This is a genomic window from Pseudoalteromonas sp. APC 3495 (assembly GCF_030407645.1).
Lineage (GTDB): Bacteria > Pseudomonadota > Gammaproteobacteria > Enterobacterales > Alteromonadaceae > Pseudoalteromonas > Pseudoalteromonas tetraodonis.
The window spans coordinates 29,958-55,944 of the sequence record NZ_JASDDA010000006.1 but is presented as its reverse complement, the minus strand read 5'-3'; the positions used below and the strand labels follow the sequence as shown (position 1 = coordinate 55,944).

Below are 25,987 nucleotides of genomic sequence, written 5' to 3'. Positions count from 1 at the left end.
CTGGTACTTACTTTAACTACAAAGAGCTTGCACTTTCATGTCTGTGATTTAAGTTTTGCAACGACATTTATTTAAAATTGAAACTAACCTTCTCAAGTTGCAAGAAATTAAATGTAGAGTTTAATAATAGTAAGTTTTGTAGAACAATTTCAGGATCTTTTTTAGGTTGGGATCATTTAATAAAGTTAATTTATCTCAGGTTATTTATTTAACGTTTTTTTTTAAAATTAATTATGTTATAAAGTTTGTGATGGACTATTTTTTAACAAGGGATTGATATGTCAGAGTTTTTCAGTAATAACTGGGTTGTGATCGCAATCGTCGTTGTTTTTGTTGTTATTTTTTATGCATGGTATGTATCAATTATTACTAAACGAAATGCGATGCAAGAGGCTTTTTCTGGTATAGATGTACAATTGAAAAAGCGAACAGAATTAATTCCTAATATTTTAGCTATCGCTAAAAAGTTTATGAGTCATGAAAAAGAGCTGCTTGAAGAGATAACACGTTTACGCAGCAACATATTACAATCAAGTAGTAATAATGATACTGATGAGCGTTTTAAATTAGAGGGACAGTTGCAAAACTCACTATCGGGTTTAATGGTTGCTGTGGAAAACTATCCAGAACTTAAGTCAGATAAAACTATGCTTGATGCACAACGTACCTATGCTGACATCGAAGAACATATTTCAGCGGCAAGACGCAACTTTAATAGTGCAAATCGAGTACTTAGAAATAGTATTCAGGTGTTTCCTGGGAATATTATTGCAAGCATAATAGGTGTTCGAACTGTTGCTTTCTTTGAGGTCTCAGAGTCTGAACGTCAACCAGTCATTGCCACAGACATATTAGATTCTTAATAAGGATTTGATATGTTGAATAAAATATCAGAATTCACTGATTATTTTGATGCTTTTAAACTACGCTTTGGGCGAAAAAATAAAGAGCTTAATAACGCTTATGCATCAGATGAGTTAAAAAATACATTTGAAAATGACATTAAGCCTCAATTAAAGTCAATTGAGCTAAATCGTGAGTCATTGCATGCAAAATTTATTAAACGTAAGCGTCAGCTAAACTTTGTAATTTTGCCTATCGCGGCTTTGATTACTATTTTTGCTTTATTTGCAGGTGAAGACGGTAGTTTCTTGTATATAATTCCAGTATCTTTTTGTATCGGAACCGGATGGGCATACAAGCCAGCGCTTGATTATGTTCGTCATTATAAACTTAAAGTAATGCCAATCCTTGTGAAAATGTATGGCGACTTTACTTATTCACTTAAATCGAATTTACAAGCAAACGACATCAAAAATTTAGCTATTGCTTCTAATTTTGATTATCTAAAAACTGAAGACTGCGTAACAGGAAAGATAGACGACATTGGATTTGAATTTACTGAGTTAACTCTTCATAAAAGAAGTAAAAATGGTAGTAATAGAGTATTTAAAGGGTGTTTAGTCTTACTTACAATGCCTTTTAATTTTAATTCACATACGCTTGTGAAACATGATCATGGCAAGGTATTAAACTGGCTCACTAAAGATAACAAAGCAACTGAGAAAGTCGCCCTAGAAAACGTCGACTTTGAAAATAAATTTGAAGTTTATTCAAATGATCAGGTTTTAGCGCGTTATATTCTAACACCGGTTATGATGGAACAACTGCTGTCGTTATTATACGCCTTTGTTATGAAAGTTAATGCTACTCAACTTGAATGTGAATTTGTTGGCAATAAAGCCGTATTTTTTATTCGGCATACAGAAAACCTCTTAGAGCCAACTTGGATCGACCAGTCAGCATTTGAAATTAATGCGTTACCACTTATTGAACAAGAGTTGGCCTTGCTCATATCAATAGCAAAACAATTGAATCTAGATCTAATGGCAGCTCGTAGAGTCTCAAAAGAAAATAACTTGGACAGTAAGTCTTAATATAGGTCCTAAAGCTCCACTACAGCTAAGTTCTTATCGATTTATGTCGAATAGAAGAAAGATAGCCATAACTTAGGGCTCTAAAACACGGTTAATATTCTCACATAATTCGTTACTGCTATAGGGATTAAAAACAATCAAGCTTGAGCAAACAATAAAAGCGCAAAAAATGTGTTCAGGGCTTTAGCAGCATTCAAATAACAACCTTAAATAGCTAAACTCCTCAGCCAAACACGACCCTTTACTTAATCGATAAATCGTATTTTAAAATAAGAGCATCAATATAGCGGCTACGTAATGTGAGTTGCTTTTCGTGATCGGCGCCATGGCTGAGGGCTTTATTTAAAAGCTTCATAGCAGGATGAATGCGGGTGCGCTCATCCTTATCTAAACTGGCTTTGCTGCGCAGTTCGGTTATATCGTCTACTAATAATCTGCCAATATCCACAGCCACAATTTCATCAATTAAGCCGTTTTGGGTGAGCACGCCATATTTGCTGCATAAAAATTGTTGCCATACTTGCTGTAAATGTTCTTCTATTTCACAGCCAAACAATTCTTCGTTAAATATAAAGCCTTGCTGTGCAAGCTTTGCCAAACATTGGGTATAGTGCTGGGTAAACAGATTAAAAGCTTGGTTAGATGATTCAATTTTTTGTTTAACTAATCCTTGCCCCCAATTTACACAACCTCGGGGATAATAATCGTCGTATTCTTCACATTCATATAACCCTGAATAAGAGCTGCAGCTCATTTGATTTTTAATGCAATAACTGGGTTTAGGGAAAATGCTCTGTGCTTGCCAATTTTCAAGAGTTTCAGTGTCTATGTTGAGTGCTTGGCATAACTCATCAGTGTGATAAAAGTGAGTGCTTAAATAGTCAGATAAACGCATAGTGGCTCGCTTAATAGTAAAAAACAAAATACTGTTTATTTATACAGTTGTTTATTTTGTATCATCAAACTCAATAACACAAGCCATTTTATAATTAAATACTGGCTATCACTGCAAATAGCGCGGTAAATATGGTACAAATAGGGCAAGTATTAATAACAATGATTTTTTTATGCGCACCCTAGAACAAATTAAACAAGCAAGCCTTATTACTGCAATTAAAACACCTTACTTAGCCAATGGTGAGATAGATATTGCAAAGTATGATGAACTCGTTGAAATACAAATTGCAGCGGGTGTTGACGGCATAGTTGTTGGTGGCACTACCGGTGAAGGCCAATTAATGAACTGGGAAGAGCACTTAATGCTAATTGCGCACAGTGCCAATAAATTTGGTGAGCAATTACTGATTGTAGGTAACACCGGCAGTAATAATACGCGCGAAGCAATTAAAGCAACAAAATATGGTTTTGCCAGCGGCATGCATGCCTCATTACAAATTAACCCTTACTACGGGCGCACATCAATTGCCGGTGTTAAAGAGCACTTTAAACGTGTGCTTGATATTGGTCCGGCGTTTATTTACAACGTAGCAGGGCGCACAGGTCAAGACCTCACCCCTGATATTATTGAACCACTGGCCCAGCATGAGCACTTTATTGGTGTTAAAGAATGTGGTGGCAATGAGCGTATAGCGCACTATGAACGACAGGGTATTGCGTGTTGGTCTGGTAATGATGACGAAGCACACGATGCACGCCATACTCATAAAGCACATGGCGTTATTTCAGTTACGTCTAACCTGATCCCGGGTTTGTTCCGTCAATTAATGGATAGCAAAAATGATGCGCTAAATAATTCATTACAACCATTAATGAACTGGCTGTTTTGCGAGCCAAACCCAATTGCCATTAACACCGCGATGATCATGACAGGCGCGGTTAACCCAGTGTTTAGAATGCCTTATGTGCCGCTTAGCGATGAGCAACAGCAACAAGGTGAAACCCTAATTAATCAGCTTAATGAGCAAGATTTTGTCGGTAGTCGAGCGCAGTGTGTGGATATTAGTAAGGTTTTGATTTTATCTTAAACTGTTAGACTATTTATTAAATACTAAATTTTCAAAGCAGCCTACTGTATACACAGAGGCTGCTTTTTTATATCACTGCCAATAGTAGTTGAGTTTAAGCTGCCACATAGCTGAATTAGCGTGAGTGACCGCTAATCTAATATCAATATCTTGGCTTAAAGGCACTGCCATTTCTAGTTTGGTTTGCGCAGGGTTTTTGGCATTTAAGAATGACTTTTCGTAGGATGCTTTAAGTTTAATACCTGAGTCAGTACCAGTAATAACCCCCACTTCTACCGACGAATCATAAAAGTGGCTGTTTTTAGCTAAATCACCTAAATAACCATTAATTAAGCTATAGGCTAAGGTGTTGTTGCTAAATTGCCAAGCTTGTCCGGCTCCCCCCATAACAAACCTACGTTTACAGGTTCTGCACAGTGCTGGTTGTCTGTCGAATCCAACATTAATTTTCCACGACCACTTAGATTCATTAGCCCAAGATAATTGGTTTGGATTGAATGACTCCAAATCTAATAAATGAACTTTGTTTATGTAAGTTTCGCCATCAGTAAACATCAGCTCGGTATCTAACATTTCTAAATTAGAAAATGGAATGCGGGCAATATCAGAGGCAAGGGTATCAAAATAACTCAACCTAAAACCCAAAGTGTACTGTGTTTGCTCAGCCGTGTGCACCGCAGAAACTGAGCTATTAGAGGGCTTTTGCCCTTGATGTGGTGGCTGTTGGGTAAATTGAAATTTTACTTTGTTTTCGCCCATTGGCAGCTTTAAGCGCGCTTTAATAAGTGCATTCTTTAACTCACTTATTTTTACTGGGGTTTGCTTTTGAATTTGTTTTACTTGTACGAGTTCAAATAAAGCGCCAATAATGGCTTTTTGAGAGTGTACTGGCAAAGCTAAAAACGATTCGTTTTTAAGTACAGGTGATTCGGCAAAGATTTGTTTTGCAAAGCTGAGCTCTTTTTCACTTAAAGATTGAACGTGCTTGGCAAATACAGTGTCGCGCGAGGGGGTAAATGTGATATTTTTAACCGCCGATTGGCCTTGGTAAGTGGCCGTGTTTAATCTTGAAAAAATAGTGGCTGGTATTACCCAAGGAGCGCCTTCGCTGGTTAGTTGATCGCCAATAACAAGTTCAATAATTTGCGCAAGATGAAATGCACAGTTTTCATCGGCAAAGTAATAATCAAATTCAGTGCCTAAAATTTCCCATAAGTGATTAGCAATAAAAGCCACGTCGCGCTCGTTTAGATTAAGCGTATATTCCCATAAATCTCTTAATTCTATCTCACCGTAATTATGCTGGTGGCGGTAAAATAGTTGATCTGAAAAACCGGCTTTATAACCACCAAACAAGCCCTTGAGAATATACACCAAGCCGTTTTCATTATCTGGAACGTGTGCGCCATAGTTAATACTGTAATCTAATAATTTGTTTTTTGATTCGGTCGAGCGATTAAGTTTAAGTAATAAATGACCATATAATGATGCGGGATTACTCATATAACCAGATGCAAATACTAAACTAACAGAGTGAATTGCTTGTTGCTCTCGCCATTGCTTTAATTTTGGGCACTCTGCAGCTGGCATTGAAAAGGTTAAACCTTGCTCTTTGAGCCATTGGTAACGAGCAGGGTAGCGACATGGCATTGAGGGCAGGTTATTAAAAGCATGGATTGTTGCTTTTAATTCGGCAGCCGGATCAGTACGTCCGTTATCTGCAATAAAAAATGATGCGTTAGTAATATAACTGATGGTAGCTGGTTGGTTTTTGTAATGCCCTAATTTCAACCATATTGGGTGTTTGGCTAAAACAGAGATAGATTTCGTGGCAGAGCTTGAGAAAGAGATGAATAAAAAAGCACTAATTAAATAAAATAGAGGTTTCATTGTTTAACCAAAAAAAAGGGCTGTTAAGCCCTTTAATTATTAGATTGCAGCGCATTGAGATGAAAAGTTAGTTGTAATTTTACCTTCAACTAATTCATAAAATGCTTGTGCATTGTCTATTGGCGCGTTTGCGTAATCGTTACGTACCGAAGTGATAATTTGTTGATGTGCAGTTACATCACAACCACGTACGTTAAGCATTGCAGCGATATACTCGCCTTCACCCTGTGCTATTTCTTGTTCTAATACAGGAAAAGTTTGTTGAATAAACTGCGCTGTTTTTACGTTAGCGCCTTCACAACTTTCTACTGAAGAGATGTTAGAAGACACTGCAGTTGTGCCTAAATCCCAAATAATATTAGAAATTGCTGCAGCAACGCCATTATCTGGGAAAACCATCGCGCCAATACCACATTGTTGCCATGGGTTGATGCCACTTTTTGCTTGTGACGGCATTGAAACAAACGCGCTTACTAATACCGCAGCAGTTAAACATCTTTTTATCATTATTAATTTCCTTTAATTTATATTCACCCAACAAAATGGGCGGGAAAGTGTACCTGCTTTTTTTATTTAAATGCAAATGGTTATGTAACACAATGTAAAAGAACGGTGTAAAGTTTATAAAATCGCAATAAAGAAGTGAATAAGCGAGGATTAATATTGCGAGTTAAAATCATTTAGCTAATTCAAACAGCGGCTAATAATAGCTAATTACCCTGCATTTTATAAATTAGTGGTTTCTGGTGTTTAAAACTAACTGTTTAAGCGATTTTACTGTATAATTTGCGACCCTTGATAATGTGGCCGCAGGTTATACAGCAATGAATTTTAAATCTTTTAGTTTTGCCCCTGAACTTATTCAGGCGTTAGACGAACTTAATTACCACACCCTTACGCCCATTCAGCGCGCAGCTATTCCGGCTGTTCGTAAAGGTAAAGACGTTTTAGCGAGTGCACAAACCGGCACAGGTAAAACCGCTGCCTTTGCACTCCCTATTATCCAAAAGTTATTTGAGTCAGATTGCAGTACTACGAATGCGCCAAGCGCCTTAGTCCTTGCGCCTACGCGTGAGCTTGCAGAGCAAATAGCGAATAACTTTAAAGACTTTGCTAAGTACACTTCGCTAAAAGTAGTGAGTTTATTTGGTGGTGTTAATACCGCAGGACAAGAAATTGCACTCAAAGAAGGTGTGGATATTGTAGTAGCAACACCAGGGCGTTTACTTGATCATATTCGTTTAGGTAACTTAAGCCTTGCCCAAGTAAAACACTTAGTACTTGATGAAGCTGACCGTATGCTCGATATGGGCTTTATTAATGACATGCAAAGCGTGATAAAAAGCTGTGCTGATGAGCGTCAAATCTTATTGTTTTCAGCAACTTTCCCAGCAGCAATTAAACAATTTGCCTCTAAAGTGCTAAAGCAACCTGAAATTGTGCGTGTTGATCAAACTAACAGCACCGCAAGCACAGTACAACACGTGGTTTACCCGGTAGAAGAGCGCCGTAAGCAAGAGTTACTTTCTGAGCTAATTGGTAAGAAAAACTGGCAGCAAGTGCTGGTGTTTGTAAACATGAAAGAAACCGCAGATGAGCTAGTCACTGAGCTTAACCTAGACGGTATCCCAGCGGCAGTGTGTCATGGTGATAAATCGCAGGGTAACCGTCGTCGTGCGTTACGTGAATTCAAAGAAGGCAAAGTACGCGTTCTAGTTGCAACAGAAGTTGCAGCACGTGGTATTGATATTGACGGTTTACCGCGCGTTATTAATATTGATTTACCTTGGCTTGCTGAAGATTACGTACACCGCATTGGCCGTACAGGCCGTGCTGGTAACCAAGGTCAAGCAATTTCGTTTGTTAGCCGCGAAGAAGAAAACATGTTGTTTGAAATTGAAACCTTAATTGGTCAAAAAATTAAACGTGTTTACTTAGAAGGTTACGAAGTAAGTAATCGTGAAGTACTGATTGATAAAATTGGTAAAAAGCCAGCGCATTTACGCCGCACCCGTGCTAATAAGCCATCAGGCCAAGCTACCGGTGAAGCGAGAGCGAAGAACCGTTCGCGTATTTCTAATGTACGTAAAAGCTTAAAAGGCGAAAAGCTATCACTTAAAAAGTAAGATAGCTAAGCCATTAAAAAAACCTGAGTTTACTCAGGTTTTTTTATGCCTAATACATTATCGATAATAGCAGCGTACGCATAAGCAGCCGCTTCAGCATTTTGATTAGCAATAACCGACAATCCAACCGGTAAGTGGCTTACTTTACCTACTGGCAGAGTGATATGGGTTGTTCCTGCAATAGCAGGCAATGAACTACTACTGCCTTTAAAGTTATCACCGTTAATTAAATCGGTTTTCCAGGCGGGCGAAACGGTGGGCGCAATCACAATATCGAGCTTATTATTGCGGTATAAATTGCTAATAGCGCGGTTTGCTAGTGCGCGATAACGCGCCTTGGTTTTTTGATATTGTTGTTTCTCACTCAAATCAACCGCGTTGGCTTGCTGTAAAATATCTTGCTCAAAGTAGAGCATTTCTTGCTTTTTATTTGCGGTATTGAATGCGATTAAATCGTCTAAACTTTTTACCGTTACTTGCGTTGGTGTTTGGCTTAAATAGTGATTAATTTCGGCTTTAAAGTCGTAAAGCAAGATGGCGTATTCATCAACGTAAAGTGTGCTTAAATCATCTTTTACTTCAACATTGACAACGGTATGACCTCCGTCTTTTAATGCTTGTAGCTGTTTAGCGTAAAGTTTTTGTGTTTCCACAGTAAACTTACTGGCAGGTAAAGCGCCTATTCTCAGTGACGGCTTAGGCGCTATACTATCAAGCTTTCTATTTACGTTGAGTGTTGATACATCATTAGGGTCTTCCCCTTGAATGACGGACAATACTGCGAGTGCATCTTTTAAAGAATGTGCCATTGGGCCTACCGAATCTTGGCTACTAGAAAGTGGCACCACGCCTGCGCGCGAAACTTGTCCCATACTGGGTTTTATGGCGTACACCCCATTAACAGATGCAGGGCAGGTAATTGAGCCGTCGGTTTCAGTGCCCAGCGCAATAGGTGCAAAATTTAAAGCAACCGCGACAGCAGAGCCCGAGCTTGAACCACACGGATTACGCGTTACATCATGGGCGTTATGGGTTTGCCCACCTATTGCACTCCAACCAGATGACGAATACGATGAGCGAAAATTAGCCCATTCACTTAAGTTAGCTTTGCCTAAAATAATAGCGCCTGCTTGGCGTAATTGTTTAACCACAAAGGCATCTTTATTGGTAATGTTATTTTTAAGTGCTAATGAGCCCGCTGTAGTGGGTAATGTACCTGTTGTTTCAATGTTATCTTTTAGTAATACCGCAATACCATGTAAAGGGCCTGCCCATTTTCCGGCTTTAAACAGTGCATCGAGTTGTTTGGCTTGTTCAATTGCAGTGGGCTCAATACTAATTACTGCATTATATTTAGGATTGAGCGCGTTTATTCTGTCGATATAAGTGCGGGTAAGCTGTTCAGCTGTAGTGCTATTATTTTTATAGGCGCTGTGAATGTCACTAATGGTTTTAAGCTCTGTATTGTTAGCCGCTGCGTGTAAGTTAGTTATTGTACAAACACATAAGGTTAAAAGTAGCCGTTTTATAATCATTGTTATTATCTATTTTATGGAAACACAGGTTATTTTTAGCACAAAAAAACCTCACATTGTGAGGTTTTTCGATAAAGGTCGATTAAATCGAGTTAGGCGTTTTCTAGCATCGATAACGCAACCGCCTCTGCGGCTTTAATACCATCAATACCCGCTGATAAAATACCACCCGCATAACCCGCGCCTTCACCTGCAGGGTAAAGCCCTTTAGTATTAATACTTTGGAAGGTTTTATCGCGCTTGATACTTATTGGTGATGAAGTACGCGTTTCTACCCCAGTGAGTAAGCCATCATTAGTTGAAAAACCACGAATTTGCTTGTTAAAGGCTGGAATTGCTTCACGCAAGGCTTCAATCGCAAAAGGAGGTAATACGTTGCTCAAATCAGTCAGTTTTATGCCCGGCGTATACGAAGGCTGTACATCGCCTAAATTAGCCGATGATTTACCTTTTAAAAAGTCGCCAATAAGCTGTGCAGGGGCATCGTAGTTTTTACCACCAAGTTCATAGGCTTGCTCTTCTAGTTTACGCTGTAAATCAATGCCGGCTAGGGGATGCCCAGGGAAGTCTTTTTCTGGCGAAATACCCACTACAATAGCGCTGTTAGCATTACGTTCACTACGTGAATATTGGCTCATACCGTTGGTGACGACTCGGCCTTCTTCAGAGGTTGCGGCAACTACAGTGCCGCCAGGGCACATACAAAAGCTATATACAGTACGGCCGTTATTACAATGGTGTACTAATTTGTAATCTGCAGAGCCTAAAATAGGGTTACCCGCATTATCGCCAAAGCGGCATTCATCAATCATTGATTGCTTATGTTCTATTCTAAAGCCCACTGAAAAGGGTTTAGCTTCAACATAAATGCCTTTATCGTGGATCATTTTAAACGTATCGCGGGCACTGTGGCCAACCGCTAATATCACATGGCGAGTTTCAAGCTGTTCACCATTAGAAAGCGTAAGCCCAGTCACTTGGCCGTTGTCTAAATGGATATCGTCAACGCGGGTGCTAAAACGAATTTCTCCACCAAGTTCAATAATACGTGCACGCATTTTTTCAATCATGGTTACCAGTTTAAAGGTACCAATATGCGGCTTACTCACGTATAAAATTTCTTCAGGAGCGCCGGCCTCTACGAACTCAGTAATGACTTTACGACCATAATGTTTAGGATCTTTTACTTGGCTGTAGAGCTTACCGTCTGAGAACGTGCCTGCGCCACCTTCACCAAACTGTACGTTTGATTCTGTATTAAGGGCCTTTTTACGCCAAAAGCCAAAGGTGTCTTTGGTGCGCTCACGCACTTCTTTACCGCGCTCTAAAATAATTGGGTTAAAGCCCATTTGTGCCAACACTAAACCGGCAAATAAGCCACAAGGGCCAAAGCCAATTACCACAGGGCGTTCTTTAATACTGCTATTGGCGTGCGCTACAAATTTGTAGTTGGTGTCAGGGGAGACTTTAACGTGTTGGTCTTTTTCAAACGAGGTTAACAGTTGTGCTTCGTTATCCACTTCAACATCAAGCGTGTAAATCAGTAAAATGGCGCTTTTTTTACGTGCATCGTAACCGCGTTTAAACACATTGTAGCTGTGTAGCTGCTCTGGGCTTATATTTAATTTATTGATGATGGCTTGGCCAATGGCATTTTCGTCATGGTCAAGCGGCAGCTTTATTTCGGTTAAACGTATCATTAATATCTCTTTAGGTGTCATAGCGGGGATTAAATTCCGCTCACAATAAGGGGTGTGCACAAAGCGCTGATTTATAAGCGCCATATGTTACGTTAAATTGCCCACTTTTGGCACTTATTTATTGTGTTTTGGTAAGGGTTGGGTATGATCCGCAGCTGTTATTGTGAAACATTAGGTATTAAACCATTATGGCGTTTGTAGTCACCGAAAATTGTATAAAATGTAAGTACACTGATTGCGTATCAGTATGCCCTGCAGATGCATTTTTTGAAGGTCCTAATTTTTTGGCTATTAGTCCTATTGACTGTATTGACTGTGGTTTATGCGTACCTGAGTGTGCCGCTGATGCTATTTTTCAAGAAGATGAATTACCTGAATCGCAAAAAGAGTTTACCCAATTAAATGCGGAGCTAGCAGAAATATGGCCACGCATCACCCAAGTTAAACCCGCCCCGGAAGATGCCGATAGTTGGAATGGTGTGGCTAATAAATTAAAACTTCTCGACACATAATCATTCCATTTTGTTGTGTATTAGTTTTTTGTTAATTTTATTGCAAATATTAACGCGCAAGTATTAACAAACGTACCTGTATAATTTACACTCCAGACCAAAGTTTACTTTTAACAAGTAAATAAATCTAAATGGATGTTTATGCAGTACTTTATACCTACAAAAATAATAAAATGGCTGTTGTTGATCAGCTTCAGCCTCGGTTTAACTCTCAGCCCTAATGCACTTGCCGATAAGCTTAATTATCAACTCGCGCACATTAATAAAAATATTGATGTAGATGGCGTGCTTAACGAGCCACATTGGCAACAAGCAACACATGTTGCGGTAAATTACCAAGATGAGCCGAATGAAAAAGGCACACCGCCAGTAAAAACAGATGCATACCTTTATGACGATGGTCATAATTTATATGTGGCGTTTGTAGCTTATGACCCGGATCCGAGTAAAATTCGCGCGGCGCTTCGTGACAGAGATACCCTCTGGCAAGATGATACTGTCGGTTTGGTGATTGATACCTTTAACGATGAACGTACAGGCTATGAGTTTTATGTAAACCCACTGGGCGCTCAAGGTGATCTTCGCATGACGGATACCGATGAATGGGTGTCAGACTTATCATGGGATGCCATTTGGGACAGTGCCGGTACCATAAACGAGCAAGGTTACGTAATTGAAATGCGTATTCCGTTTAAAGCTCTGCGCTTTGCACAAAATAAAGATCAATCTACCTGGGGTTTTGCTGTAATGCGCAACTATCAGCGTGATGTGTTGTATCAATTATCAAGTACAGGCTTTGACCGTGATATTAAATGTAGTTTGTGTCAGTTTGACAAAATAACTGGATTTAATAATTTAGCACCGAGTAAAAATCTGCAATTAACGCCAACCTTAACCGCATTAAGAAACGATCAAAAAACACAGGTACCTGGTGCGTGGGATAACGGCGATGTAAATACAGAAGTAGGGCTTGATCTGCGTTGGGGCGTCACTAAAGATGCAGTTATTAATGCCACCATAAACCCTGATTTCTCTCAGGTAGAAACCGATTCGTTAGAACTGGATGTAAACACCACATATTCTATTTATTACGCAGAAAAACGCCCGTTTTTCTTAGATGGCGCATCTTACTTTAAAAGTAACTTATTTGAACTCCTTTACACCCGTACCATAGCTGAGCCAAATATTGGCGCCAAGCTCACCGGTAAAACCGACAGCCACAGTTATGCGCTGATGTTTGCAGATGACGATAACAGTAATATTTTATTGCCAACTAACCAAGGCTCGGGCTTTGCCAACTTAAATGATAAAACCAAAGCAGTGGTGGCACGTTATCAATATGATATTGGCCAACAAGGTACTATTGGTGTCACTTCTACACATAGAGAAAGTAGTGACTACCATAATACGGTGCTATCGGTTGATGGAAGCTATTGGTTTAATCAGTCAGATACGCTTAATTATCAAATCGCGAATGCTGATACCAATAACTCGCCGTTTTTAGTTGATAACTACAATTTAGCAGACTCTCAGTCGGATATGGCGTATGCATTAAAGCTGACACGCGATAAGCGTGATTATAAGCTCTACGCGACCTATGACAATATTGGTGAGGATTACCGGACCGATTTAGGTTATCAAGAAAAGGTAGACTATGAAAAGGTAGGCTTTGGTGGCGGACAAACTTGGTATGGTGATGAACATGACATGCTAACAACCTGGTCATACACCGCCGATTGGGATAAAACCTGGGCGCAAAATGGCGAGTTACTTGAAGAAGAATACGAAGGTTACATGACCTTTCAAGGTCAAAAGCAGTCTGTATTTGAGCTGGGTTTGTTAAATCGCTATGAAAATTATAACGGCAAGTTTTATAACCAAAATATTGGTTATTTTTATACGGCTTTTAGACCGTCAAAAGATCTGAGATTATCGTTATATGCCGAATATGCAAGCCGTATAGATTACACTAATGAGCAGCTAGGCGATGTTTTAACCACACAATCGCAGGCTGTTTGGGATATTAATAACCATTGGCAGGTCGATGTTAGGCATAATTATAGCCATTTAGATGATTACCAAGGGCGACGTGTTTTTACCGCAAACCTTATTGATTTTAGGCTTTATTATAAGTTTAGTATGCGCGCTATGCTTAAGCTGATTTTACAGTTTGAAGATATAGACAGAAATGAGGATGCTTACTTTTATCAGGTTAGCGAAATCAACAAAGATTACGGTAGTCAGCTGGTGTACTCATACAAAATTAACGCACAAACCTTATTTTACTTAGGGTATTCAGATAAAGGTTATCAGGATGACTCGTTAAAAAGCATTGAGCGAGACCAACGTACTTTCTTTACTAAAGTCAGTTATGCGTGGCAGTTATAACGCTATAAATAATATAAAAGTAAGATTTTGCTAGGCAATAAAAAAACACGCTACTGGGTAGCGTGTTTTTTTGTGTTTACTAAATGGTAAACCTAGTTATTACAAGTCAAATGTACGTGAGATAGCCAGTACAATTCGCTCATCTGCGTAATCGTAATCTAGGCTGGTATTCTCAGCAGCCACTTCAATGCCAAACCCTTCATAGCTCGTTTGGTATGCTAAGCGGTAGTGATAATACGATTTGTCGCCCTTAGCTTCATCCCATTGGAACTTATTGCCATCGAGTGAGTTTGAAATATCAAAGCTGGCACGAATCGCATGATTTGGCGCAAGCTCGTAAGTGTGCGCAATCATAGAAATCACATGGCCAGTATCGTAGCCAAAGTAATCCCAGCTGTACCAAAAGTTAAGCTCTGTTTGGCCGTAGTCACTGGCGTAACCAAATTTAGTATACGCTTCTGCGTAGTTACCATCGCTGTTATTACCTTGGTAAGTGTAATAAGCAATACCGTAATCCAGGCTTACTTGTTCGTTTAACTGAATGTATCGGCCTACGTAAGCATCTAGTTCAAAGTCGGTGTCATCACCAAAATCTACGTTTGATGCCCATACACCGGCATAAACACCGTTATCATAAGCGTAGTCAAGGCTTGCTTGTAGTGCCGGATCGTTATCTGTTTGTGATACACCATTAAAGGTGTAATCAGATGCAGCCGTAATCGTTGTTGACCAGTTAGCCGCTGCCGTTGTTGATAAAACGGTGAACGGTAAAGCGATAAAAAGTTGTTTTAATTTATTGTTCATGTGTTTTCTTAGCTGATAGTTTCTATTTTTGTGTAATCAATTTTATTCGCTTTAGGCGATCCTTCGATATTGCTGACCGTTTTAAGTTTGCTGTAGGCAATAAAACCAAGGCAAATAAAGAATAACCCTATAACTAAAGCACCAACCCATTGAATTTGCAAAAACTCAAGCTTAAATAGCAGTGTTAGTAGCGACAAAGCGACAACGTTCATGGCAATATATTTAAATTTACCAAAGCGTTTTACGGTTAGGTTTAAATTATCTGTGTATAAACGGATCAGGGAATCGAGCGAATTAATAACAAATACGATACCTACAAACACCATAGCAAAGTTTTTAATTCCCTCGGTTGGAATACCGGCTTCATGGTAGTGATATAACACACTAAACCAGATAGCGATTGGAATCGATGGGAAAATCAGCATAGCACCAAGGACTTGATAGGTTTTTAAACCGCCCACAAAACGCGATGTAAATTGACCAATCATAATGCTCCACGCAAACCACCAAAATAAGTAAAACTCATGGTAATCATTCAGTGGTAATACAAACTCATTGATGTTGGCAAAGTAATTACCAATTAATCCGATGTTTTTAGTAAATGCAGAGAGTTCACTGTCGCCAAATAAGAAGGCATCAGCCCACATAAAGCCAATTAGGGCGATAAACAACCAAGTAGTTGCAATACTTAAAAAGCGCACATATTTAATATCGGTACTTGAATACACCGCAAAGCAAATAGCGGCAAGCACGATTAAGTAAAACGCAGGAATAACATTTGAGCCATCACCGAGTTCAGGTAAATACCACGGCAAGTTACTCAGTAATAAGTAAGCGGTAAACGCACAAGTACCAATAATGACCACGTTGTTTAAAAACTTAACCCATGGAATTTCAAAAAACTTCACTTTGGGTTCTATTACACAGAAATAAAAGCACGTAAGAAAATAAAATCCCCAAATTAAAAATCCCCAATAACCAAACTCAATTGAGAGAGGATTGGCAAATGCATATTCTGGGCTTGCTTTTATGTCTGCATAACCGGCAAATTCGGTTAAAGGGAACATAATAAGGCCAACGTCTAGGCCTGAGGTAAACAGGATTGCTATAAAAGTGAATGTTCTCACTGGTGTGACGCCCACTACGCGTACATTGCCCCATTTTATTAAAATAGTAACAATGGCAAGTAAGGTGAAAATAATGCCTGCATTAAGCCAAATAGTCATTATCGCCCTCCCAGAATGAATAAAAATAACACATATATACTCCGTTTTTTTATTGTGCTTGCATTAACACAGGCATAACCTATTTATGCTTGTGAGCCACTGCAAGGCGCATAAAGGCACTCCTTAAAGCATTTTGCTAAAAGAGTGGCCTTTATGGCAGGCTAAATTAAAGGGTTTTATTTCGTTGTGAAGTTTGCCAATCAGTGGCATTCACAACATCAACTCCTGTATGAGCTAAAGGCTTATTACCTAAAATAATATCAGCGGCTTTTTCGGCCACCATGATGGTAGGCGCATTTAAATTACCATTAGGTATGGTTGGAAAAATCGACGAGTCAACTACACGCAAGCTTTGCATGCCATGCACTTGGGTATTTGAGTTAACTACAGCCATGTCGTCTTCACCCATTTTACAAGAGCAAGAAGGGTGGTAAGCACTTTCCACTGCTTGGCGCACAAAGGCATCAATTTGCTCATCCGTTTGAACTTGTTGCCCTGGTTGAATTTCTTCACCACGGAAGTCGTCAAAGGCAGGTTGTTCAATAATTTCACGCGTTAAACGTACGCACGCCCTAAAGCCTTCAATGTCGTCTTGATGCTCAAGATAATTAAACACAATCTTTGGCGGCTGCGTCGGATCTGCTGAGGCAATAGTGACACTGCCACGACTTTTAGGTTTGTTATGACCTACATGCACTTGAAAACCATGCCCTGCAAAAGCACTGCGTCCATCATAACGCATTGCTGCTGGTAAAAAGTGATACTGAATATCAGGCCATTCAACACCGGGTTTTGAGCGAATAAAGGCACACGATTCAAAGTGATTAGTTGAGCCTAAACCTTTACGGGTAAGCAGCCATTTTGCACCAATTAAACCTTTAGAAAACAAGCCTAATTTACCGTTTAAGGTAATGGGTTGTTTACACTTATATTGAAAGTAAAACTCTAAATGGTCTTGCAAGTTTTGACCAACACCTGGTAGGTGATGTTTTACTTCAACACCTGCTTTTTCAAGTATTTGTGTATCACCAATACCGGACAGTTGTAACAGGTGAGGTGAACCGATAGAGCCCGCACTTAAAATAACCTCTTTACTTGCTGTGGCTGTTTTAACTGTGCCATTGAGCTTGTATTCAACACCGGTTGCTTTTTTACCGTCTAAAATAACGCGCTGCGCAAGTGCACCGGTTACAATTGTTAGATTACTGCGATGCTTAATCGGATCTAAATATTCACGAGAGGCTGAGCTGCGCACACCGTTTTTAACGGTCATGTGCATAGGGCCAAAGCCTTCTTGTTGAGCACTATTATAATCAGCTGTAGTGGCATAACCCGCTTGAGCACCAGCATCAATAAAGGCGCTATACAAAGGGTTTTCCATGTTATTACCGTTATTAACGCCAAGGGGGCCTGTTCCACCACGATGGCTGTTTTCACCTAGATAAAAGCTTTCTGCTTTTTTAAAATACGGTAAACAGGCTTGATAATCCCAGCCATTAGCGCCATGTTGCTGCCATTCATCAAAATCTTTCGCATGACCACGTACATACACCATGCCATTAATAGATGATGAGCCGCCAAGCACTTTACCGCGTGGGCAGTGCATTTCACGGTTATCTAAGTACTTTTCTGGCTGCGTATGAAATTGCCACGCATACTTATCGGTATTCATTGGAATCGACAGAGCAGTGGGCATTTTAATAAAAATGCTTTTATCGCTGCCGCCGGTTTCAAGTAACAATACCTTGTTACTTGAATCTTCAGACAAGCGATTTGCTAACACACAACCTGCTGAGCCCGCGCCTACAATAATATAATCAAAAGAGTGGTTCATAATGATTCCTTAAAATGGGCTTTCTATGTCAGCCATACCAACATAAACAGACTTAGTTTGCGTGTAATGATCAAGCGTTTGTATGCCGTTTTCGCGGCCGATACCTGATTGCTTATAGCCACCTACAGGCATTTCTGCCGGCGAGTTACCGTAAGCATTGATCCAACAAATCCCCGCTTGTAGCTGATGAATAACGCGATGAGCACGTTTAATATCGCTTGTGAATACGCCAGCAGCTAAACCTAAGTGAGTGCAGTTAGCACGTGCAATTACATCATCTTCGTCATCAAATACTAAAACGCTCATTACTGGGCCAAAAATTTCTTCTTTAACGATGGTCATTTCATCGTTGCAATCAACAAATACGGTTGGCGCTACAAAATAACCATTTGGCGCAGATGCTGGTGAAAGCGTTGAGCCACCGGTTAATAGCGTTGCCCCTTCTTCAAGGCCTTTGTTGATGTAGCTCAGTACTAAATCTTGATGCTTTTTAGAAATAAGCGCGCCAAAGTTAGTGTTTAAATCTTGTGGATCGCCGGCAATAATATTGTTTTCGGTGCGAGTTTTAAGCTCATCAATAAACTGCTGGTACACATTTTTGTGAACATAGATACGAGTGCAATTAGTACAAATTTCACCTTGGGTATAAAAGTTCCCTAACATTGCCGCGCTTACTGCTTGCTCTATATTGGCATCGTCAAAGACAAGTAACGGCGATTTACCACCTAGCTCCATAGTCACATCTTTTAATGTACCTGCTGCACTGGCGACGACTTTCTTACCGGTACCTACTTCACCAGTAAACGATACTTTTTCAATATCTTGATGTGCAGTAAGCCATTGGCCTACTTCACCCGCGCCTTGAACTACATTGAATACGCCAGCGGGTACACCTGCTTCAATAAATACCTCGGCTAATTTAATTGCGCCAAGCGGGGTTTCTTCTGAAGGTTTAAAAATAAATGCATTACCCGCAGCAAGGGCAGGGCCAGACTTCCAACATGCAATTTGTAATGGGTAGTTCCATGCACCAATACCAGCACAAATACCTAAAGGCTCTTTGCGTGTGTAGTAAAAATCATCGCCAACCATTTGTTGTTGACCAACTTGCGCAGGGGCAAGGCCTGCAAAATATTCAATTACATCTGCGCCTGTTTCAACATCTACGCAGTTAGCTTCTTGCATTGGTTTACCGGTATCGAGCACTTCAACTAGTGCAAGCTCATCATTACGCTTGCGTAAAATAGCAACGGCGTTTAATAAAATACGGCTGCGCTCAATAGGGGTCATGGCTGACCAAACTTTAAAGCCTTGTTTTGCACTTTCAATTGCTGCGTTTTGAACGTATTCATCGGCAACTTCAACGGCATAAATTACTTGGCCGGTTGCAGGATTTACTACATCAAATGTTTCGCCGCTTTTGTTTGCAAGGAATTGACCGTTGATAAAGTTTTGATAGATAGGTGTAGTCACGTTAGGCTCCATATTGCTTGATAAGTGAATGCACGTAGTTTTTAGCCAGTGATTCACTGTGTTTAAACTGATTTTCGTCTGATTGGCTTAATACGGCTCGTAGCCATAAACCATCGATCATTGCTGCGGTTAACTCTGCCGCGAGATTTGCTTGCGCTAAAGGCATTAATTGCTTAAATGAAACGGTTAAATTGCTTTGCAAGCGTTTGCTGTTTACATTTTGTAAACGATGAAGTTCCTTGTCGTGCATTGATTGCGCCCAAAAACTTAACCACGTCCGAGTGGTGTCTTTTCGTTGTTGTACTAGCGCAAAGTTTGATTCAACAATAAACATTAACCTTTGAGTTGGCGTGGTCTTTTCATCTACTTTGCTGATCAAGTCATATTTCAAGTTAGACAGTAAGTAACGCACAGTTGCTTCAATTAGCCCCTGTTTCCCACCAAAGTAATGGCTAATTATGCCAGAAGACATCCCCGCATTTTTGCTAATACTATTAATTGTGGTTGCTTGTAACCCTTTTTGAGCAACTGACTCTATTGTTGCGTCAATTAGCTGCTGACGCCTTACAGGTTCCATTCCAACTTTAGGCATGATTTTTATTAATTGATCGTTCAATAAAGATAAGCTTAAGGTAATAGCTCTAACAATTCAAGGTTCGTGCAAATGGTGAGTGTCTGAAATGTGGATAAATAATTAATAAAATAAGTCTAAAATGAAGTTATATCAACAAGCTGGGTTTTTATAAAATATCGTTTAATAACAATTTGTTATGTGTGTTTCTTTGATTGCCTTTTGCGGTGTAATTATTTGTTTACATAATTGGCGAAACTTTTAGTGATTTATTTATTAGTGTGATAACTATTAGAGTACTAATTGTATTTTTTGTGGGCAGATTACTTTAAAAAGCGGTAAGGCGAGTTTGTGGGAAGATCCAAGAAAAAAGATTTAGGAAGTGAAATATGAGATTAATTTACAGAAATGTTAACTTAGTTAAGAGATAAATAAAGACGCTGTTTAGGTTTCAACAACGCCTTTAAAGAGCAAAGGATAACGTCTTAAACGGTTGCCAATATAATCATCAGCCATAATTTGGTCGCAAATTTCATCAATATTATCGGTCGCTTCAAATACCCAATCAAAACGTTCTATTGCAAGTAAAAATCCACGTTTTAAATGCGTTTGCGCACGGTAATAAGCAAGGTTGTTTTTGATGAGTTGCAGTTTTTCAGGCTCTGCTTTTAATTGCGCAATAACTTGATTAATAAACTGCAAATTGCGCGAACTGGTTGGTCTGTTTCTTCTATTTGTTGATCGCATCACTCTTCATTAGCTATGTTGTAAAGTTTTTTCAAAAAGTCGTCTTTGTGTTTGTCGTGTTCATAATCAAGGTGATAAGTATTATGAAACCCAAAGCGAAGTAAAACACCACTGCCTTGTAAATAGACGGTGTAGCCATCTATATCAGAATATGCAGTGATCCCTTGATAAAATTTACCTTCTTCTGTGACTTCTCCGCGTTGTTGAATGCGTTCGTAAACCGCTAGAATCTGTTTATTGTCGATTTCATTTTTCATTGTTTGTCCCTTTTATTTAATCACTCATACGCTATAGAAGTGAGGGTCGATCATCATAAAAACAATAGTCTAAAAAGTATGATATTGCTTTGTTATTTTTCATTTATAAATTATGCTCAAAGTTCACTTTTTGTTGAGCTTTTACCATGATAGACAAAGCGTTACTTTCGAAAACTCGTGAATTATCCGACCAACTCATTGCATTGCAAACACCTATTAGAATACTCGATGCAATAAATTGGGATAAACAAATTAAAGAGGAATTTTTTAGACAAAAATGTCAAAAAAATCCACTTATTGATCGTGCTTATTATCAACAGCGCGATTTAGGATTTGTTCCTAGCGAGTTGCGCCAAGCATTTTCAACACTGCACCGCAATATTATTAACCAGTTGGGGCAATTAAACCCAATTGCACAATATATGGGTAAAATGTGTACCGAATATAAAACGGTTCTGAGCATGCTTGAATACCGCGGTACGCCAGAGTTTCATGACTTATCAGTGGAGCTATTTGGTCATCCTAAAGATTTGTTTCATGCTGGTGAGCCATCGCTATCAGAACTGGCTAATATGCTTGAACAGCCTTTAAAAAATTTACTTGCAGCGGATATTTTGCCTGAAGATCCTAAAAATATTGATGCCAGCGACGCGGTGCGGATTTTATCTGAACAGGTCAATGCCAGCATGCCGGGAATAAACGTAGAAGTGATGCTAAGTGATGGTATTGTCAGCGATGCGGCAGCAGGTGCTAATAATATTAAGCTCAATCAAGATGTTAAGTTTTCTCAGCGCGAATTAGATATTTTAGAAGTGCACGAGGGCTGGATCCATGTAGGCACCACTCAAAATGGCTTAGCGCAACCTTATTTAACTTGCTTGAGTAAAGGCACACCAAGCTCTACGGTTACCCAAGAGGGGCTTGCAGTACTGACGGAAATTATTACTCTTAAATCAACACCACGTCGTTTATCAAAATTAGTAAACCGTATTCAAGCGGTGACGAAAGTGATTGATGGTGCTGAGTTTATCGATATTTACCGAGATTACGTTGCTCAAGGTTTATCAAAAGACGACAGCTATACTCTTGCACAGCGCGTTTTTAGAGGCAGTACCGCAACCGGCTTACCCTTTACCAAAGATATTGCTTACATAAAAGGCTTTGTTTTAGTTTACAACTTAATTAGGGTGGCGATACAGCTTGGTCGAATTGATCAGTTGCCATTATTGCTGGTGGGTAAAATATCAATTGATGACTTTAGATTAATATCGCAATTGCATGACTTAGGTGTCATTGAAAATCCGCAATTTGTGCCGCCTCATTTTAAAGATTTAAGAGGCCTTGCTACGTGGCTCAGCTTTGGTCGATTTATTGGCGATTTGTCTTTTGAACAATTAGAAAATGACTATAAACCGTTGTTTTTATAATATTAAAGAGGAAAGCTGCTCCTTTTTTAGTAAAAAACGCAGTGGGAATAAGCAACTGCGTTTAAGTTTACACACATAAGCCTGCATGCCCATAAGGGGGCAATTAATTGTTCTCATTTTTTATTGTTTTATCGATACATAAAATTGTTTTAAACCATTCATTAGGCATAAAAAAAGCCCAAAAGTGGGCTTTTTAAATTCAACACACTTTGGTTATCGTGCGTTGGTGCTTTCAAATATTTTGTCTGCAGAGGCAGCGACAAAACCGGTGTAAATTTCACCATCAGGTTTTGGATAACGAATAGCAAACTCGTAAAAACAGCTAGGAATGCGCATATCGCCATCGCTAAAGGTTACAGCGTATTCATCAGCTAATGTTGATGATTGCTCTAATAGTACCTCTGGTGAGCCTTTTACTTCACCCCCTGAGGTATTAAGTGAAAAACCAGCATCTTTAAGAGCTTGGTTTACATCATGGATGTTATCAAACTTAGCTAAGGTATTAATGTTCACAGTAAAGTGATTTGCACGGTAACCCCACGCAGACATCCACGCCGCATATTCGCTCTCTGCTAATAGCTTTTTGTAAGTATCAGTGCTTACTTGCCAATGTGTACCTGAATATAAAAAGTTATCGGCGGTCACCGCACTTTCGTCAATTTGTGCAACCATATCAGTAACAATTGCTTGAAGCTCAGGTGAACATTTTTCAACTAATAACTCAGAAATAAACACTTTAGGTTGCGTTGGATCGCTGTGCTCGTAGTGCTTAGCGTAGAGTTTTTTTGCTTCAAAATGGTACTCACCACATTCTTTGTAGCCAATGGCTAAAAAGTGTGCAGCTAGTTTTTCAAGGCCTACTTTTTCAATATTAAAAGTACGCAGCGCAATATGATCGTTGATTATGTCGTCTTTTTGCGTTGAGCCTAATAGGTCATGAATTTTGTCAGCCGATGGCGTTACGCTTAGGTAGTTTTGCCACAGGTTATCAAATAATGTGTTTACATCAGTATGCATGGTAAATCCTTAAATCTATTTAAATTGTTATTCAATTATTAAGCCCGGCGCGAGGGTTTGCGGTAAGTTAACTTTTTCTGACTCTACAGAGGCCACTGGGTATGCGCAATAATCTGCAGCGTAGTATGCACTGGCTCTGTGGTTGCCACTGGCACCTATACCACCAAATGGCGCTGCGCTTGATGCGCCTGTAATAGGGCGGTTCCAGTTAACAATACCGGCACGAATACGTTTTAAAAAGTGACTGTAATCATCTTCGCTATCAGCAAGTAAACCAGCAGATAAACCAAAGCTGGTGTTGTTTGCTTCTGTTATAGCGCTATTGAAATCAGTGTAACGATATACTTTTATAAGCGGGCCAAAGTGTTCTTCATCGGCAATTTCGCTTATATTAGTGACATCAATAATGCCCGGGCTTACAAACCCAGTGCCTGATTTTAACTGTTTAAGCTCAACAAGAATCTCAGCACCTTGTTTAACTAGCTCAGCTTGCGCTGCAACCATGCCTAATGCGGCTTTTTCACTGATCATGGCACCCATAAAAGGTTGATCGTCCGCAAAGCTATCGTCTACTAGGATATTTTTGGTGGCGCTGATCAGCTTTTCTAAAATAGCATCGCCATTGGGCGACTTTTCAATAAATAAACGGCGTGCACAAGTACAACGCTGACCCGAAGTAATAAAGCCCGATTGAATAATATCGTGCACGGCGGCGCTAACATCAGCAACATCTTTAACCACTAGCGGGTTATTACCGCCCATTTCAAGCGCTAAAATTTTACCTGGGTGGCCGGCAAATTGTTTATGTAATAAATGACCTGTGTTTGAGCTACCAGTAAAAAATAGGCCATCTATATCTTGATGTGAGGCCAGCGCTTTACCTGTTTCTAACTCACCTTGAACAAGGTTTATAACCCCAGCAGGTAAGCCTGCTTTTAACCATAGTTCTAGCGTAAACTGCGCTACATGAGGAGTTAATTCTGATGGTTTAAATACCACGGTATTACCGGCTAGTATGGCTGGTACAATATGGCCGTTTGGTAAATGCCCAGGGAAATTATACGGACCAAAAATAGCGACCACACCGTGAGGTTTGTGGCGAATAAAGGCTTTTGCACCAGGCATTGGGTTTTCGGTTGTACCAGTACGTTCATTGTAAGCACGGATCGCAATGGCCACTTTGCCTTTCATCGCGCCCACTTCTGTGCGTGTTTCCCATAGCGGTTTACCTGTTTCACGAGCAATAATAGTGGCAAACTCTTCGCTGTGTTCTTTTAGTTGGGCTACGAAGTTTTCTAAAATAGTAATACGTTGCTCAATTGGCATGTCTGCCCATTGAACTTGCGCGGCTCTTGCCGCTTTAATGGCACTGTCAACTTGCTCTGCGTTGGCGCCATTACCTTGCCATACAATTTCACCATTACTTGGGTTAATAGAATCAAACGCTGGGCCTTTGCCTACAAGCCATTGATTATTAATTAGTTGTGTGTTCATAAATAATGTTACAGGCGGAAAAATCGCGCTGCATCTCCTTGTTTTAAATGAAGTGCATCAGCTACTTCTTGGCTGATGATTAAGGTGTGCTTTGCCTGATTGTAATGAGCATGTTTAGTAAATGTGGCTCTGAAATCGCTAACCCCTTGATTACAAATAGCAAGGGTGTCTGAGCTTTGCTCATTGATATGTTCAAGCTCGCCAATAGTAATAGGGCACACCTGTGAATCACGAATACTGCGAATATTACCGAGCTTTGCTTCTACTGTGGGGCCTGCGTCAAATAAATCAACGTATCCGCGGTGTTCAAAGCCTTCTTTTTCAAGCAGTTTAAGTGCTGGTTTGGTTTTATCATGCACATGGCCAATCACCGCTTGTGCTTTTTTGCTCAGCAAATTCACATAGATAGGGTATTTAGGCATGAGTTCGCTAATAAACACTTTATCGCCTAATCCCACTAAATGGTCGGCTTGTGGGAATTCAATGCTAAAAAAGTGTTCCTGCAACCATTGCCAAAATGGCGAGTGACCGTCTTCATCGCTAACACCACGCATCTCAGCAATTACTGTGTCGGCAAAGCGCTCGCTGTGTTGCGCCATAAATAAAAAACGTGAACGTGATAAAAAACGTCCCGTCAGGCCTTTTCTACTGTCTTCACGTAAAAATAAAGTACATATTTCTGAGCAGCCAGTGTAGTCGTTACACATACTCAAAATATCTACGGTATTGTAAACGTTTAAAGTGGGTGAATGGTGAACGGTTTTACCTAGATGATAATGATACAAAGGTACAGATAACCCGACGGCCGCTTCAATGGCGGTAGTACCAATTACCTTGCCGGTTTCACTGTCTTCTAAAACAAATAGATAGCTTTCGTCGATGGGCTTATCTACGTTTTTAGTAAAACTGTTTTGCGCACGATCAATTTTTTCTTGTAGTTGCCCATCATCGACAGGTAAAGAGGTAAAGCCATGGCCAGACTCAATGGCAATCTCTTTAAGTGCTGCAAAATCATTGACAGTAATAGGACGTAATACTTGCATTAACTACTTGCTCCAACAACA

At 39.7% G+C, this 25,987-nt stretch carries 22 protein-coding genes; 7 read left to right on the top strand and 15 right to left on the bottom strand.

Annotated elements, in window-relative coordinates:
• The first annotated feature begins 278 nt into the window (after positions 1-278).
• On the top strand, positions 279-863 hold the full coding sequence (locus tag QL984_RS03875) for a LemA family protein (RefSeq protein ID WP_016899715.1): 585 nt from the start codon (positions 279-281) through the stop codon (positions 861-863).
• A gap of 12 nt (positions 864-875) precedes the next feature.
• The gene (locus QL984_RS03870; RefSeq protein WP_016899716.1) at positions 876-1,937 is read left to right on the top strand and encodes a DUF3137 domain-containing protein; all 1,062 of its coding nucleotides are present in this window, start codon (positions 876-878) and stop codon (positions 1,935-1,937) included.
• Positions 1,938-2,178: 241 nt separating this feature from the next.
• Here the strand turns inward: QL984_RS03870 and QL984_RS03865 are convergent, their stop codons facing one another.
• Positions 2,179-2,832 (bottom strand): DUF6058 family natural product biosynthesis protein, encoded by a 654-nt coding sequence (locus tag QL984_RS03865; RefSeq protein WP_016899717.1) that lies wholly within the window; start codon positions 2,830-2,832, stop codon positions 2,179-2,181.
• A gap of 172 nt (positions 2,833-3,004) precedes the next feature.
• Between QL984_RS03865 and dapA the strand changes: the two genes are divergently transcribed.
• Complete coding sequence (gene dapA / locus QL984_RS03860) at positions 3,005-3,922, top strand: 4-hydroxy-tetrahydrodipicolinate synthase (RefSeq protein ID WP_016899718.1); 918 nt, start codon at positions 3,005-3,007, stop codon at positions 3,920-3,922.
• Between the two features lie 72 nt (positions 3,923-3,994).
• Here dapA and QL984_RS03855 read toward each other — a convergent pair whose 3' ends face one another.
• A complete protein-coding gene (locus QL984_RS03855) occupies positions 3,995-5,812 on the bottom strand; it encodes a DUF4105 domain-containing protein (RefSeq protein WP_016899719.1) in 1,818 nt (605 codons plus the stop codon).
• A gap of 39 nt (positions 5,813-5,851) precedes the next feature.
• Positions 5,852-6,319, bottom strand: coding sequence for a DUF3015 family protein (locus QL984_RS03850; protein ID WP_008115277.1), 468 nt, complete (start codon positions 6,317-6,319; stop codon positions 5,852-5,854).
• 317 nt (positions 6,320-6,636) lie between these two features.
• On the opposite strand from QL984_RS03850, the gene QL984_RS03845 reads away from it, so the two are divergent.
• A complete protein-coding gene (locus QL984_RS03845; RefSeq protein ID WP_016899720.1) occupies positions 6,637-7,938 on the top strand; it encodes a DEAD/DEAH box helicase in 1,302 nt (433 codons plus the stop codon).
• A gap of 29 nt (positions 7,939-7,967) precedes the next feature.
• On the opposite strand, the gene QL984_RS03840 is transcribed toward QL984_RS03845, so the two are convergent.
• Complete coding sequence (locus QL984_RS03840) at positions 7,968-9,473, bottom strand: amidase family protein (RefSeq protein WP_016899721.1); 1,506 nt, start codon at positions 9,471-9,473, stop codon at positions 7,968-7,970.
• A 92-nt stretch (positions 9,474-9,565) separates the two neighbouring features.
• A complete protein-coding gene (locus QL984_RS03835; protein ID WP_013463219.1) occupies positions 9,566-11,173 on the bottom strand; it encodes an NAD(P)/FAD-dependent oxidoreductase in 1,608 nt (535 codons plus the stop codon).
• A gap of 188 nt (positions 11,174-11,361) precedes the next feature.
• Between QL984_RS03835 and fdxA the strand changes: the two genes are divergently transcribed.
• Positions 11,362-11,685, top strand: a complete 324-nt coding sequence (gene fdxA / locus QL984_RS03830) for a ferredoxin FdxA (protein ID WP_008114035.1) — start codon at positions 11,362-11,364, stop codon at positions 11,683-11,685.
• Positions 11,686-11,826: 141 nt separating this feature from the next.
• A complete protein-coding gene (locus QL984_RS03825; RefSeq protein ID WP_016899724.1) occupies positions 11,827-14,073 on the top strand; it encodes a carbohydrate binding family 9 domain-containing protein in 2,247 nt (748 codons plus the stop codon).
• Between the two features lie 99 nt (positions 14,074-14,172).
• Here the strand turns inward: QL984_RS03825 and QL984_RS03820 are convergent, their stop codons facing one another.
• The 7 genes from QL984_RS03820 to QL984_RS03790 form a co-directional block, all read right to left on the bottom strand.
• Positions 14,173-14,877, bottom strand: coding sequence for a TorF family putative porin (locus tag QL984_RS03820; RefSeq protein ID WP_028834775.1), 705 nt, complete (start codon positions 14,875-14,877; stop codon positions 14,173-14,175).
• An 8-nt stretch (positions 14,878-14,885) separates the two neighbouring features.
• Positions 14,886-16,103 (bottom strand): BCCT family transporter, encoded by a 1,218-nt coding sequence (locus tag QL984_RS03815; RefSeq protein ID WP_013463220.1) that lies wholly within the window; start codon positions 16,101-16,103, stop codon positions 14,886-14,888.
• A gap of 166 nt (positions 16,104-16,269) precedes the next feature.
• A complete protein-coding gene (gene betA / locus QL984_RS03810; RefSeq protein ID WP_036954848.1) occupies positions 16,270-17,937 on the bottom strand; it encodes a choline dehydrogenase in 1,668 nt (555 codons plus the stop codon).
• A gap of 9 nt (positions 17,938-17,946) precedes the next feature.
• Positions 17,947-19,410, bottom strand: a complete 1,464-nt coding sequence (gene betB / locus QL984_RS03805; protein WP_024600893.1) for a betaine-aldehyde dehydrogenase — start codon at positions 19,408-19,410, stop codon at positions 17,947-17,949.
• Position 19,411: 1 nt separating this feature from the next.
• Positions 19,412-19,987, bottom strand: coding sequence for a transcriptional regulator BetI (gene betI, locus QL984_RS03800; protein ID WP_024600892.1), 576 nt, complete (start codon positions 19,985-19,987; stop codon positions 19,412-19,414).
• Positions 19,988-20,425: 438 nt separating this feature from the next.
• The gene (locus QL984_RS03795; protein ID WP_024600891.1) at positions 20,426-20,728 is read right to left on the bottom strand and encodes a hypothetical protein; all 303 of its coding nucleotides are present in this window, start codon (positions 20,726-20,728) and stop codon (positions 20,426-20,428) included.
• Complete coding sequence (locus QL984_RS03790) at positions 20,728-20,985, bottom strand: DUF3081 domain-containing protein (protein ID WP_013463225.1); 258 nt, start codon at positions 20,983-20,985, stop codon at positions 20,728-20,730. The genes QL984_RS03795 and QL984_RS03790 overlap by 1 nt, the downstream gene beginning before the upstream one ends.
• Positions 20,986-21,131: 146 nt before the next feature.
• Between QL984_RS03790 and QL984_RS03785 the strand changes: the two genes are divergently transcribed.
• Complete coding sequence (locus tag QL984_RS03785) at positions 21,132-22,412, top strand: flavohemoglobin expression-modulating QEGLA motif protein (RefSeq protein ID WP_024600890.1); 1,281 nt, start codon at positions 21,132-21,134, stop codon at positions 22,410-22,412.
• A 213-nt stretch (positions 22,413-22,625) separates the two neighbouring features.
• On the opposite strand, the gene QL984_RS03780 is transcribed toward QL984_RS03785, so the two are convergent.
• Genes QL984_RS03780 through astA form a run of 3 tightly spaced genes read right to left on the bottom strand, consistent with a single transcriptional unit; the run spans position 22,626 to position 25,966 of the window.
• Entirely contained in the window at positions 22,626-23,429 is an 804-nt protein-coding gene (locus tag QL984_RS03780; protein ID WP_013463227.1) for a DUF1338 domain-containing protein, read from the bottom strand.
• A gap of 27 nt (positions 23,430-23,456) precedes the next feature.
• Entirely contained in the window at positions 23,457-24,923 is a 1,467-nt protein-coding gene (gene astD, locus QL984_RS03775) for a succinylglutamate-semialdehyde dehydrogenase (RefSeq protein WP_024600889.1), read from the bottom strand.
• Between the two features lie 8 nt (positions 24,924-24,931).
• Positions 24,932-25,966, bottom strand: a complete 1,035-nt coding sequence (gene astA, locus QL984_RS03770; RefSeq protein ID WP_013463229.1) for an arginine N-succinyltransferase — start codon at positions 25,964-25,966, stop codon at positions 24,932-24,934.
• Between the last annotated feature and the right edge of the window lie 21 nt (positions 25,967-25,987).